This window comes from Candidatus Babeliales bacterium, from assembly GCA_040879965.1.
In the GTDB taxonomy this organism is placed as follows: Bacteria; Babelota; Babeliae; order Babelales; family JACPOV01; genus JBBDJI01.
In genome coordinates this window covers 65,359-78,572 of record JBBDJI010000012.1, presented here as the reverse complement: position 1 = coordinate 78,572, position 13,214 = coordinate 65,359, and the positions used below count along the sequence as shown (strand labels likewise).

General features: G+C 33.4%; 11 protein-coding genes. 7 read left to right on the top strand and 4 right to left on the bottom strand.

The features are described from left to right. The first annotated feature begins 84 nt into the window (after window positions 1-84). Window positions 85-822, top strand: coding sequence for a 23S rRNA (guanosine(2251)-2'-O)-methyltransferase RlmB (gene rlmB, locus WDZ41_02775; GenBank protein MEX0940257.1), 738 nt, complete (start codon window positions 85-87; stop codon window positions 820-822). Here the strand turns inward: rlmB and WDZ41_02770 are convergent, their stop codons facing one another. Next, window positions 823-1,548 (bottom strand): ZIP family metal transporter, encoded by a 726-nt coding sequence (locus tag WDZ41_02770; protein MEX0940256.1) that lies wholly within the window; start codon window positions 1,546-1,548, stop codon window positions 823-825. Between the two features lie 134 nt (window positions 1,549-1,682). On the opposite strand from WDZ41_02770, the gene WDZ41_02765 reads away from it, so the two are divergent. The 6 genes from WDZ41_02765 (at window position 1,683) to secA (ending at window position 9,802) form a co-directional block, all read left to right on the top strand. Further along, complete coding sequence (locus tag WDZ41_02765) at window positions 1,683-2,393, top strand: hypothetical protein (GenBank protein MEX0940255.1); 711 nt, start codon at window positions 1,683-1,685, stop codon at window positions 2,391-2,393. After that, window positions 2,371-3,609, top strand: a complete 1,239-nt coding sequence (ftsA, locus tag WDZ41_02760) for a cell division protein FtsA (protein MEX0940254.1) — start codon at window positions 2,371-2,373, stop codon at window positions 3,607-3,609. Before WDZ41_02765 ends, ftsA begins: the two co-directional genes overlap by 23 nt. A gap of 22 nt (window positions 3,610-3,631) precedes the next feature. Continuing rightward, a complete protein-coding gene (ftsZ, locus tag WDZ41_02755; protein ID MEX0940253.1) occupies window positions 3,632-4,804 on the top strand; it encodes a cell division protein FtsZ in 1,173 nt (390 codons plus the stop codon). 118 nt (window positions 4,805-4,922) lie between these two features. Beyond that, entirely contained in the window at window positions 4,923-6,410 is a 1,488-nt protein-coding gene (locus tag WDZ41_02750) for a glycosyltransferase family A protein (protein ID MEX0940252.1), read from the top strand. 49 nt (window positions 6,411-6,459) lie between these two features. Next, a complete protein-coding gene (locus tag WDZ41_02745; protein MEX0940251.1) occupies window positions 6,460-7,173 on the top strand; it encodes a polyphenol oxidase family protein in 714 nt (237 codons plus the stop codon). A gap of 85 nt (window positions 7,174-7,258) precedes the next feature. After that, window positions 7,259-9,802 carry a preprotein translocase subunit SecA gene (gene secA / locus WDZ41_02740; GenBank protein ID MEX0940250.1) on the top strand — a complete coding sequence of 848 codons (2,544 nt, stop codon included), beginning with the start codon at window positions 7,259-7,261 and terminating at the stop codon, window positions 9,800-9,802. 11 nt (window positions 9,803-9,813) lie between these two features. On the opposite strand, the gene galE is transcribed toward secA, so the two are convergent. The 3 genes from galE to WDZ41_02725 all read right to left on the bottom strand — a co-directional run bounded on the left by galE (window position 9,814) and on the right by WDZ41_02725 (window position 13,016). Further along, on the bottom strand, window positions 9,814-10,827 hold the full coding sequence (gene galE, locus WDZ41_02735; GenBank protein ID MEX0940249.1) for a UDP-glucose 4-epimerase GalE: 1,014 nt from the start codon (window positions 10,825-10,827) through the stop codon (window positions 9,814-9,816). Between the two features lie 128 nt (window positions 10,828-10,955). Then, on the bottom strand, window positions 10,956-11,393 hold the full coding sequence (locus WDZ41_02730; GenBank protein ID MEX0940248.1) for a hypothetical protein: 438 nt from the start codon (window positions 11,391-11,393) through the stop codon (window positions 10,956-10,958). 24 nt (window positions 11,394-11,417) lie between these two features. Continuing rightward, a complete protein-coding gene (locus tag WDZ41_02725; protein MEX0940247.1) occupies window positions 11,418-13,016 on the bottom strand; it encodes a hypothetical protein in 1,599 nt (532 codons plus the stop codon). Window positions 13,017-13,214: the final 198 nt, after the last annotated feature.

Sequence of the window (13,214 nt, the reverse complement as noted above, 5' to 3'; positions counted from 1 at the left end):
AATTCAATGGCTTAAAGGTAATATTGATTGTTTTACAACTTGTTTTAAGCTATTCTTTATTAAAAGAAAACAAAAAGAAAGATTATGGAAAAAAAAACAAAACAAAAAGGTACTGATCTCATTTATGGCATTCATCCCATAATTGAACTTCTTAAAGCAAAACGACGTAAGCTTGCAATATTATATACAACTAAACCGACTCCTAAGGCATGGCAGCAATTAGAGCCATTATTGCCTAAGGGTTTGCAAATTCAGTACGTGCAACGAGATGTATTACATAAGTTAGCCGGAACTACTGATCATCAAGGCGTAGTTGGATATGCCGCACCATTTGCATTCAGAAAAAAATTATTTGATGCGGAAAAACAAACATTTCTTTTAATGCTTGATGGTGTGCAGGATCCGCGTAATTTAGGTGCCATTTTACGGTCTGCCTATTGCACAAATGTTGATGGCGTTATATTAACTCAAAAGGGAAGTGCACCATTAAACGCGGTGGCTCTTAAAGCATCAGCTGGTTTGGCCGAATATTTGGAAATTCTACAGGTACCTACTGCTAAAGCAGGAATACAAATGCTTGATAAAGCTAACTATGCATTATACTTGGCTGTGCTTGAAAAAGGCCAAGATGCTTCAAGTATTACGTATAAAAAGCCATCATGTTTAGTAATTGGTGGTGAAGGGATAGGTATATCAAAAGAAATTCGCTCAAGTGGTACGTTAATTACTTTGCCACAAAAAACAGCTGACATATCATACAATGCTTCAGTAGCTGCAGGTATTTTATTATTTATTATTGCAAAACAATATACAAAAATTTGATTAAAGTAATTTCATAATACCAATACCGGCTATAAAAAATAATGTCTGTATAATTGACTGTCGTAAAGATTTATATTCATGTAATTCAGGAATTAAATTACTCGCCGCAATATAAATAAAGCCACCGGCAGTTAATGGAATTAGGTATATTAATATTAATTGAGTCTGAGCAAAAAAAATAAAAACAATAGCAACGCCAATAAGGGCAGCTAGTCCTGAAAAAAAATTATAAAGTAACGCAAAAAGTGGGCTGAATCCTGCATGTAATAAAATTCCAAAATCGGCAAATTCTTGCGGTATTTCATGCATCATAACTGCGATTGTAGTGGTAATGCCCAATTCAAATGAAATTAAATAACTGGTAGCAATGGCTATACCATCAATAATATTATGCAAAGCATCACTTATTAAATTCATAAATCCTAGTGGTTTGATATTCAAGTGATGATTTATATGATGTTGATGCCGTAAAAATTTTTCTAAAATAAAAAATAACATCATGCCATAGAGTGTAAAAGTGCCAACAATTTGGCATGAAATTTTTTCTGCTGCTGTAGGAATTAAATGTAAAAATGCATTACCAAGGAGAACACCTGCAGCAAAGCTGATTAGATAAGTAAGAATAATATTCAAATAAGTTCTTTTGCTTAATAACGATAGAATGCCTATAAATGACAAAAGACTTACTAAAAAAGTACTTATTAACGCTGCAATTAAGGTATTCATTAGTTAACTCCTTTTTATGATTTTAAGTGAAGCATGCAAGATAAAGCAAGTTCCTAGCCTAATACTTAAATCATTGACTATTTTAGCTATTAAATAGTATGAAAAAAGCAAGATGAATCACATTAAGGGGTGGTATGCAATTGGTTAAAAATTACCTACTTTATATAATATGTTTTATGATGCCTGCAATAGTAGGCAGAATACTCTACTTATCTTTTTATTCTACGCATTTTGATATTAGTTTTGATCCGATTTTATCTACAAAAGCATGTAATCAAATAAAGTATTACCTGGAAAATCATTCTGATTGGCATATAAAACCAATTGAAGTTTTAGAAAGTTTTTCTTTACTAAAAAAAATAATTATAAAACGATCAACATTAGCAAAAGCAACTATTTTTATTATTTCATATGAACCGATTGCTAATATTAATAATAACTATGTTTTGTTACACAATGGTTTTATTGTTGATTCAGATTTTTTTGAAGTTTTTAGTAAAGAACAATTATATCATATATCAATGGGCCAGGTAGACACTAAAAAACCAGAAATTGCATTGGTACAATGGATTAATAATTGCCAAGATATATTTGTCGAGTATAAGATTCGCTGGATAGATCAAACAAAGATTATTCTTTTTCATAAATCTAATAACCAAATTAATTTGTTAGTGCAGGCAAATAAATCGATATCAATATCTTTTTGTGAAAATATACAACAATTGATAACAAAGAAAATTAACAATATAGCTAAATCAGCGCAGATTATTGCTGATTTAAGATTTGACGATCAAGTCATTATTTATAGTAAAAGGGGGAATAATGAAGCGCAGTATATTTCATAATGAACCAATTATAGCGATTGATGTTGGTACTACCAAAATATGTGTATTAGTTGCGCAAGCGATTTCTGCAGATGAGCTTGAAATTATTGGTATCGGAAAAACCCCTTCAGAAGGTTTGCGTAAAGGAATTGTAGTTGATATTAATAAAACAGTTTATTCAATAAAAAAAGCAGTACAAGATGCAGAACTGATGGCAGGTTGTAAAATAGATTCGGCAATTATTGGTATTTCTGGTAGTCATATTCAATCTATTAATTCCCAAGGAGTAGTGCCAATAAAAAGATCAGAAGTTACGCAGCAAGATATTAATAATGTTATTATTTCAGCGCAAGCAATACCAATATCAGAAGGAAAACAAATTTTACATGTACTCCCGCAATATTTCATGGTTGATGGGCAAGAGCGTGTACAAGATCCAATTGGCATGCATGGAGTACGTTTGGAAGTACAAGTACATATTATTACGGGATCTATTTCTTGCGTGCAAAATTTAATTAAATGTTGCCAGATAGCTGGTGTACAAGCAACTGATATTGTATTAGAACAATTAGCTTCTGCATTAGCAGTATTATCATCCGATGAGCAACAATTAGGAGTGAGCATTCTTGATATTGGTGGTGGCACATCAGATTTAGCGTTGTATTATAATAAAAGTATTTTCTATACAAGTGTTATTCCGGTAGCAGGTAATCACTTTACCAATGATTTAGCTTTAGGATTGTGTACTACCCTAGAAGATGCAGAACGGGTAAAAAAAGAACATGGGTTTGTTTATGAAATTTCAGAAGAATTTGATAAAAACATTTTAGTTGAATCAATTGAGGGAACTTCATCAAAAAAAATTTTATTAACAAATTTAACGCGTATTTTAAGGCCAAGAGCTCAAGAATTGTTTGTATTAGTAAACGAAAAGTTAAATAGTTATGAATTCAAATCATTTATGCCATCAGGATTAGTACTTACCGGTGGTGGTTCTTTGCTTGAAGGTATGCAAGAATTGGCGCAAGAAACATTTAAAATACCAGTGCGAATTGGAAATCCCGGTATTAAATATTCACTATTACAATTGCTCAATAGTCCTATCTATGCAACTGGATATGGTTTGTTACTTCATGCATTAAAAAAACATGAAACACTTTTAAAAAATAAATTTACTCATACATTTTCAAAGCGTGTAGTATCACGTATGAAAAGTTGGGTATCTGATTTCTTTTGAATCAATATAAAAAGGAGTAGTAATGATAGAATTAGAAATGGAAAAAAAGCAAATAATGCCTGCGGTTTCAATTAAAGTAATAGGTATTGGCGGTGCTGGTGGCAACCGTATCAATACTATGATTGATGCTGATTGTGCCAATATAGAACTTATTGCGGCAAATACGGATGCTCAAGCACTAAACCTTTCAAAAGCGCATCATCTTATTCAACTCGGTATTAAATCAACAAAAGGATTAGGCACTGGTGCAAATCCTGATCTTGGTAAACGAGCTGCAGAAGAAGATATTGAAAAAGTAATGGAAATCTTAGCTGATGCCGATATTGTTTTTTTAACTGGTGGTTTAGGTGGTGGTACTGGTTCTGGTGGTTTGCCGGTAATTGCGCGTGCATTAAAAGAAAAAGGTATTTTAACCGTAGCTGTTGTTACGAAACCGTTTTTATTTGAAGGTAAACGTCGGGCACAAGTGGCAGAAACTTCATTGGAATTATTACGCAAAGAAGTGGATACGCTTATTGTAATTCCTAATCAAAAATTGCTTGAAGTAGCTGATGAGCATGTTTCAATGATTGATGCTTTTGCAATGATTAATGATGTATTAAATCAATCGGTAAAATCAATTGCTGATATCATATCAAAGCCTGGTCATATAAATGTTGACTTTGCAGATGTGCGAACCATTATGAAAGATATGGGCTTAGCGGTTATGGGTACCGGAAAAGCATGCGGGCAAGATCGAGCCCAACAAGCTGCATTGCAAGCTATTGCATCACCATTATTAGAAAATATGAATATTTCTGGTGCACGAAGTGTCTTGTTCAATATTACAGGCGGTACTAACTTGGGATTGCATGAAATTAATACGGCAGCATTGGTTATTTATGAACGAGCAGATGAGCAAGCGAATATTATCTTGGGTTCAGTGATAAATCCTGAATTGACTGATGAAGTTATTGTTACGGTTATAGCAACTGGCTTTGATAATAAAACAAAAGAAAATGATATGCCAGAAATAATTAAAGCTTCTATAAAAATAGATCAAAAAGAAAAAGAATTAGTTAAATCAGAGGTGAAAAGCGATCTGGATAATGCCACAAAAGAAAATGAAAAATCGCTAAAAAAACCATATGAGCTTCTTGATATTCATAATCTAGATGTGCCTACTTTTATGCGTAACGATCAGTATGAGAAATAATAAATATTAAATAAATTGTAGATCCTTTGCTTTTTAAGGCAGAGGATCTATTAATATTGTTGGCAGTAAAAAAAAAATATAGTATAACTTCATATAAATAATTACTTATGGAGTTGTAATGAAGAAACTAAAAAAAATTTCTCTTTTTATATTTCTAACATGTCAATTAATATCAGTTATTGCTTTTGAAAAACCAATAACTGTGGTTGTTACTGCATTTAATAATGCACCATGGATTGAAAAATGCTTTGATAATATTTTTGCACAAGATTATCAGAATTTTAATATTTTATGTGTGGATGATGGTTCAACTGATGGTACTGCTGATGTTGTGGAAAGATATCGAAAAAAAAATAATCTTGAAAATAAAATTACCTTAATAAGAAATAATCAACAACAGTTAAAACTTTATAATCTTTATAATGCATATCATTCTGTTCCTGATAATCATATAATTGTGCAGCACGATGGTGATGATTGGTTTCCTGATGGTAAAAGAGATATTTTTAAAAAATTAAATAAGAAATATATAGAAGAGCAAGTTTGGTTTGTTTATAGTGAATATCAATTTTTAGATGGTACTATTATAAAATCAAAACGACCTTCATTGGAAGCAATGAATTCTGATAATTTGCGTTCTCATATTGATTTTTCCTTTACTCATTTAAGAACATTTTATGCATGGCTTCCAAAGCTTGTAAAATTACAAGATCTTTTAACTGATGAAATTCAGGGGTATATCGGTAAATTTTATCCACAGTGTGATGAAGGTGCTTTGTGTTTTCCAATGTTAGAAATGGCTAAACATCATGTAGGATTTATTCCTGAAGTATTTTACACTTTTAATACAACTAATCCTTTGTCTGGTTTTAAAACTGCCATTGGGCTGCAAGCATCAACTCAAAGAGAAACAACTCTGAAAAAATCATATTCTATACTTGAAAAACCTATTAAAAATAGATTGCAGCAATATGATACTGCATGCAGTGATATAATTATTTTTTCAAATAATCCATCAAGCCTTCAAAAAACTATTGATTCATTAAATGGCCATGCTTCAAATATTGGCACCATTTATGTTGTGTATAAAACAGATAATCTGTCCTTGTATGATGCTATTAAAGCACAATATCCGGGCATTTATTTTTTAGATTTTTCAGAAAATATAACCACTGAGATTAAAAAATATGCATGGCAAATATTAACTGATTTTTTGACTGATCACGTTTTTATTGCTTCTGATTTATGTATTATTAATCAATCATTTGATGCTAATGAATGTATTCGTTTGTTAGAAAAAACTTTTGCCTATGGTTTTTATTTATGCTTGGATAGTAATGAATATCCTTTTAAAGATTTTAAAAGTACGCCATGCCAGATGATTCAAAAAAAAGTATATGGTTGGAAATTTAAGCATGGAAAAAAAATGTGGAATACTTTTAATAATAGTTTTATGACTTTATATAGAAAAAAAGATATTTTAGATCAATTGTATTATCAGGACGGCGATTCAATACAAACAATGGTTGAACGATGGCAATCAACAACGATTGATTTAGAGCAAGCAGGTATTTTTTTTGAATCAGCAATAGCGTGTACTTTATAAACTATAAGCCTAGTTTAATTCAGTAGTTCAAAAACAAGTTTAGAAAAATATGAAAGAATATATCGAGCCAGCATTTCAAATTATTTTTGGTGATGCTTTAACTGGATTTGAACCATTAATATATAAAAATAAGCAATCTTTGTTATTACAAAATCCATTTACACAATTGAAATGTAAAAATAATATAAGAGATCTTTTATTTCTTCATCAGATACATAGTACGGAAGGGGTAACAATTTCTTTAGAAAACGAGTTGTTATCATTTCCTGCGTTTTTTTATTCTGGTGATTTTTTAGTAACAAATTTAAATTTAGTAGGTATTGCAGTTGCAACTGCTGATTGTTTGCCAATTATTTTGTATTGTTCAAAAAAAAATGTAATAGGTATTGTGCATGCTGGGTGGCGTGGTTCGGTGAATGGCGTGGCGAAAGCAGCATTAAATGTAATGAAAAACTCATTTGGTATTCATGAAGAAGAAATTCGCGTTTTTTTTGGCCCGTCAGCTAAATCTTGCTGTTATCAGGTAGGGGCTGAAGTAATAAATAAAATTCCCAAAGAATTTAAAAAGGACGTATTAAGTGGAGCTGATAATCGATTTCTCGATTTACCCTATTTAAATCAATTATTGCTTGAGAAAATAGGTATTGCAAGTCAGGCATTTAATTATAACTATAACGACTGTACTATTTGTAACTTACACTATCATTCATATCGCCGAGAGAAAACGGCAAACCGTCATATGACGATTGCTTTTCTCAGGTAGTATTGAGTTGAGCCAATGAACTATATATGATACATTAATTATATAGATCTTTATAATGAAATTTACTATTTGTAGGAATTAAAAAATGATAGCACGAATCTTAGCCATAATTTTGGGCACTAACAATGCGCGCCAATTGCGTCGTATTGAGCCTTTAGTAAGGCAAATTAATTCTTTTGAACCTAAAATAAGTAGTTTAACCGATGAGCAGCTTGCCGCAAAAACGAATGAATTTCGTGAGAAATTGAGCCGAGGTAGCAGTTTAGAAGATATTTTACCAGAAGCATTTGCCGTAGTCCGTGAAACATCAAAACGGGTACTTGGGCAACGGCATTATGATGTTCAGTTAGTTGGGGGCATAGTATTGCACCAAGGAAGAATTGCAGAAATGAAAACAGGGGAAGGTAAAACATTAACAGCTACACTACCTCTTTATTTAAATGCATTAACTGGCAAAGGAGCACATTTAGTTACCGTAAATGATTACCTTGCACGTCGTGATGCGGCCTGGATGGCACCTATTTATAATTTTCTTGGATTAAGTGTTGGTGTATTACAAAATGCTATGAGTGATACTGAACGAAAAAAGGCATATCAAAATGATATTTTGTATGCTACCAATAATGAACTTGGATTCGATTATTTACGCGATAATATGAAATTCAGATTAGAAGATTATGTGCAAAGAGATCTTAACTATGCGATTGTGGATGAAGTGGATTCTATCTTAATTGATGAAGCGCGTACTCCACTTATTATTTCTGGTGCTTCTGATGAAGGAAGTAAATTATATACCGAAATTGATCGTATTGTCCCACGATTAAAAAAAGATGAAGATTATGAAGTTGATGAAAAACAACGTACCATACAATTAACTGAAGATGGTAATGACAAAGTAGAAGAAGCATTAAATATTGAAAATCTATACGATATAAAAAATATTAATATTTTGCATCATGTTAATCAAGCATTACGTGCACACGTTCTATTTAAACGCGATGTCGATTATGTAGTAAAAGATGATCAAGTACTTATTGTCGATGAATTTACTGGTCGCATTATGCCGGGTCGTCGTTTTAGTGATGGATTACATCAAGCTTTAGAAGCAAAAGAACGAGTAAAAGTTGAACGGGAGAGTCAAACACTGGCTTCAATTACTCTACAAAATTATTTCCGATTATATAAAAAGTTAGCAGGTATGACTGGTACCGCAACCACTGAAGCAGAAGAATTTCATAAAATTTATGGTTTAGATGTTGTTTCTATTCCAACCAATAAGCCAATGATTCGTATTGATCAACCGGATGTTATATTTTTAGGAAAACAGGGAAAATATCGCGCGATCGTGGAAGATATTAAAGAACGGCATACAAATGGGCAACCAGTTTTAATTGGTACTATTGCTATTGAAACATCTGAATTATTAAGTGATATATTGCGTAAAAGCGGTGTACCTCATGAGGTGTTAAATGCAAAACAACATGAACGAGAAGCTGATATTGTAGCGCATGCTGGAGAAGCGGGCCGTGTGACTATTGCTACCAATATGGCAGGTCGTGGTACTGATATAAAATTGACACCCGAAGCATTGCAAGCAGGTGGCTTATATATTTTAGGTACTGAGCGCCATGAAAGTAGGCGTATAGATAATCAGTTACGCGGACGTTCGGGCCGCCAAGGTGATTCTGGTGAATCACGATTTTATATTTCATTAGAAGATGATCTCATTCGTATTTTTGCGCCTGGTGATAAAATCAGAGCAAATATGCAGCGCGTTGGGATGGGTGAAGATGAGCGTATTGAATCTAAGTTTATGTCAAAAAATATTGAGTGGTCGCAAGAACGGGTTGAAAAAAATAATTTTGAAATACGTAAGCATCTTTTAGAGTATGATGATGTATTAAATCAACAACGAATGGTTATCTATCGTTATCGTCGTGAAATTTTAGAGGGTGAGCAACAAATAGCAGCACTTTTTCGGGATTTAATTGTAGCAACGGTACAAGATTTAATTGAGCAATTTATTCCAAAACGTACGGTGCCTCAAGAAGGTTATGAACGTTTAATGCAAGTATTGAGTGCAATTACTGGTTTGTCTCAAAAAGAAATTGAACAGGAAAATTTAAGTAAAAATACTGCAGCTTCACTGGCGGATGATTGTATCAATTTCTTAATGTTAAAGTATGATCTCTATCGTAAAAATCAACAAAATCTTTCTATGATTCAAGATGCTGAAAAATGGTTGATGCTTGAAACTATTGATCAAGCATGGAAGCAACATATGCTCAATTTGGATCATTTAAAAGAGGGTATAGGGTTACGAGGTTGGGGCCAAAAGAATCCATTAATCGAATATAAACGAGAAGCTTTTTTTATGTTCCAAGATATGATGCGGCATATTCGTTTTGATATTGTTCATAATATTTTCCATCTCAATGTTGAGCGATTTAATCAACAAGAGCTAGAACAAAAGCGTGAGCAAGAATTAGCGCAACTTAATCTTATTTCTGGTGATCAATCAGGCGATGGCTCTTCAGTTACCATGACACGCGAAGAAGAAAAAGTTGGTCGCAATGACCCTTGCCCATGTGGTTCTGGAAAAAAATATAAAAAATGTTGTATGAAATAAAGATATAATCTTTAAATTAACTCAATATTTTTTTCAGTAATTATTTTTGTTGGTAGCGCTGTCAATATAAATGCTAATGCTGATTTTATAATAAATTCAATGTCAGAATAATGTGGTTGCCAATTTAAAATAGTACGTGCTTTATTGGCATCAGCTACAAGTATCGCAGGATCGCCTGCGCGTCTTTTTTCCCATTGTAGTTTAAGTTTTTGTCGTGTAATGTTTTCGACTGTATGAACCATTTCCTTTACTGAAATACCATTTCCAGTACCAAGATTAAATGAATCGGATGGATTACCATTTTCTAGGTGCTGCAATGCACAGATATGCGCTTGAGCGATATCGAGAACGTGTAAATAATCACGAATTGCAGTGCCATCTTTGGTATCATAATCATACCCAAAAATAGTAAAAGGCATTTTATTTTGAGCTGCACGCAATAATAAAGGAATAATATGCGTTTCAGGTTTATGTTGCTCACCTAAATATTCTTCTGGCAAGGCGCCTCCCGCATTAAAATAACGTAAATTTATGTATTCCAAATCATAAGCATTATGAAAATCTTCTAAAATCGTTTCAAGCATTTGCTTTGTTTTGCCATATGGGCTTATTGGGTTTTTAGAATGTTCTTCCGTTAATGGTATTGTTTCTGGCAAGCCATATACTGCGCAGCTTGAAGAGAAAATAAATTTTTTAATGTTATGTTCAATCATAGAATTTAATAAAACGAGCGATTTCGCGATATTATTTTCATAAAACTTGTGAGGATTTTTAACCGATTCACCAACTTCAATACATGCTGCAAAATGCATAACGGCTTGAATATTATAACTAGTAAAAATATTTTCAAGTACTGATTTATCAGCAAAATCTTCTTTAATTACTGTTGCCCATTGTGGATTAAAATATTGATTATGCATAAATGAATCGAGAACAATTACTTGATAACCACGTTGTGCTAAAAGATATGCCGTATGTGATCCAATATATCCGGCACCACCAGTAATAAGAATAGTTGGCAACATCTATTCCCTTTTTATTTTTTTATATGAATAGTTATGTTGAGTATATCGTAGAGATTTAAAAAATAAAGAAACAAAAAAATCCCCGGATTTTTCCGAGGATTTTTTTTATCAATTAGAACAAATTATGGTTATTGCCAGGCATTTTTCATTGAGGCAAAATCTGGAAAACCAATTGCAGTTGCTAATTCTTCTTTCTGTTTATCAAGTAATTTTGCTGTTTCTGCTTGTTTAACTACCATTTGTCCTTGAGTTCTTACTGCTTGTGCTTGTTTTTTTACTTCGTCGAAATTAACACCTTTTTTTTCTGGAGCAGGTGCAGGCTTCGGTTTAGGTGAAGGTGCTGGCGCAGTCGGAAAGCTAATTTTAAATTGTGCTTCAGCATTTGGAAGAAAACGGTTCCTTTTTTCCCTAAGAAATTGTATATATCTTTCAGCTTCTTCCTTATTTGAACTTCTTACTTGAGAGGTTGCATCTCCTGCTTTTCTAGGTAAAGGGAATTCCATTCCATAGGCTTGCTCAGTAATGAGCAAGCCTAGGATACTTAAGATTATTAAGTATCTTTTCATTAAATTATCCTTTTAAGTAGGCGGCTAAATTGATAGACCGAATTTACCCCAGACCATCCAACGATTGATAGCACCTATACTTGAGGAAACTTCATAAGAGCCACCAGCATTTATGAATATTGGGTAGCAAAGGTCATCCCAACGATAGCTTAATGAGCCATAGAAAGTATGAGTAAGTGCACATGGTGAAGAAGCAGATTCAAAGTCTAAATCTTGTTCTCTTAAAGCAAAGTTATTGTATAAAGTTGCTTGATCTGCTGTTACATTAATGGTAGAACCATCAAAGTTTTCTTTAATAGTAATCGCACGATTTATACCACCCAAACTTAAATTAGAAGCAGCTCCTTGTCCTACAGATGCAAACGTTACGCCAGTTTCAAAATCATTATCAAGCTTGATTTTTTCAGCTGTTTTTGCCCAGAAGGTATAACCAGCTTCTGCTTGGAAGCTACAATGTGTATATACTAATGAAGATAAAAGTGCTTTATTAAAGCGTGGACGCACTTCAACTTTACGGGTGAATACATTAATACCTTCTTGTGCAGCGGCACTTAATGCATCAGTGAAGCTACGATATACTAACTGGTAACGGCTCCATGGTTTGAACTTCACATCCATGCTACGATTTTGTGTGTTTCTGAATAAGTAACGGCCATTTGTTGCCATTTCGATATGGAGATAGCGATCACAGCTAGACCAGATTTCCCAGCCCCATGAACCGCCCCACATCAAGCCGCCATGGAAGTTGTCACCAACGATTGGTTCAAATACATATTCTGCGTTTGGTCGGTTACCAGTAGGAATTACACCACCAATATACCCTTCTGCATGGCACATATCTTCACAAAGATAATCATATCCGATTTTAACTTCAATATCAGCTGGTCGGAATCGATCTCTTTTGTTATTAATTTTACCAAAGTTCCAACCAGAACCAGTTATTGCAGCAGCAAGACTATCTGCACCAGCTGGACGGAAGAATGGCTTTTCACCTTTAAATGCTTCGACCATATTAGCATTAGTATTTGCAACACTTATTGGTGTTCCTGCAGTTATAACACTTTCCGTTAATCTCATATCATTTTGTACCCAAAGAAGTGGTGTGGAAATTTCAAACCACCATTTCTTTTCACACGCATCACGGCGGTGTAGATATTGTTTATAATCTAAACCAACACCTGCATATGAATGGCGTGGGCGGAAACGAATAGTACTTTTGAAATCGCGGCCTGTTGTGTGGATATTAAAGTGAACAGCATTTACATCTCTGAAATTAGGATTAGCAGATCCACCGATTGCCTCAGCTCCAATACTTTGGCTTCCTGCAGCTAAATCTTCAGCAACTATCAATTCAGATTTGCCACAGAACATGAAATATTTTCCAATATCACTGCTATGGGTTGAACGGCCACCAAATGGTACTATTTGAAATGCACCACCCCAACCACATTCACGTGCAAGCGCTCGATCATACCAACCAGCTTCTTTTTCTGGAAAGGCGCTATGAAACGGTGGGCGAATATACATGAATGTTTTTGAATCATTAAACGCGGTTCCATCACTTGCATGAGCATACGCTCCTGCAGTTAACAATAGAAGAGAAATCTTGACGTGCTTTCTCATAAGAGTCACTCCCTTTTTAGAAGTGTTATACATTACCGACACTCCGACATATCATTTTGAGTTCTACCAATTTTAAGTAGAAATAGTCAAATCTTTTTTTAAAAAAAATTTTTTGAGCTTGATTATCATTACCAATAGCTTGTAATCATTCCATAGATGCCTCCTTTCTTTTAAGTGTGCTATACTTTACAAAGTTCT

What these genes read in the sequence shown, in the direction of transcription:
- WDZ41_02750 (MEX0940252.1), top strand. Translation starts at nt 4,923, where the DNA reads ATGAAGAAACTAAAAAAAATTTCTCTTTTTATATTTCTAACATGTCAA.
- ftsZ (MEX0940253.1), top strand. Translation starts at nt 3,632, where the DNA reads ATGATAGAATTAGAAATGGAAAAAAAGCAAATAATGCCTGCGGTTTCA.
- WDZ41_02745 (MEX0940251.1), top strand. Translation starts at nt 6,460, where the DNA reads ATGAAAGAATATATCGAGCCAGCATTTCAAATTATTTTTGGTGATGCT.
- WDZ41_02725 (MEX0940247.1), bottom strand. Translation starts at nt 13,016, where the DNA reads ATGAGAAAGCACGTCAAGATTTCTCTTCTATTGTTAACTGCAGGAGCG.
- WDZ41_02770 (MEX0940256.1), bottom strand. Translation starts at nt 1,548, where the DNA reads ATGAATACCTTAATTGCAGCGTTAATAAGTACTTTTTTAGTAAGTCTT.
- galE (MEX0940249.1), bottom strand. Translation starts at nt 10,827, where the DNA reads ATGTTGCCAACTATTCTTATTACTGGTGGTGCCGGATATATTGGATCA.
- ftsA (MEX0940254.1), top strand. Translation starts at nt 2,371, where the DNA reads ATGAAGCGCAGTATATTTCATAATGAACCAATTATAGCGATTGATGTT.
- secA (MEX0940250.1), top strand. Translation starts at nt 7,259, where the DNA reads ATGATAGCACGAATCTTAGCCATAATTTTGGGCACTAACAATGCGCGC.
- WDZ41_02730 (MEX0940248.1), bottom strand. Translation starts at nt 11,393, where the DNA reads ATGAAAAGATACTTAATAATCTTAAGTATCCTAGGCTTGCTCATTACT.
- rlmB (MEX0940257.1), top strand. Translation starts at nt 85, where the DNA reads ATGGAAAAAAAAACAAAACAAAAAGGTACTGATCTCATTTATGGCATT.
- WDZ41_02765 (MEX0940255.1), top strand. Translation starts at nt 1,683, where the DNA reads ATGCAATTGGTTAAAAATTACCTACTTTATATAATATGTTTTATGATG.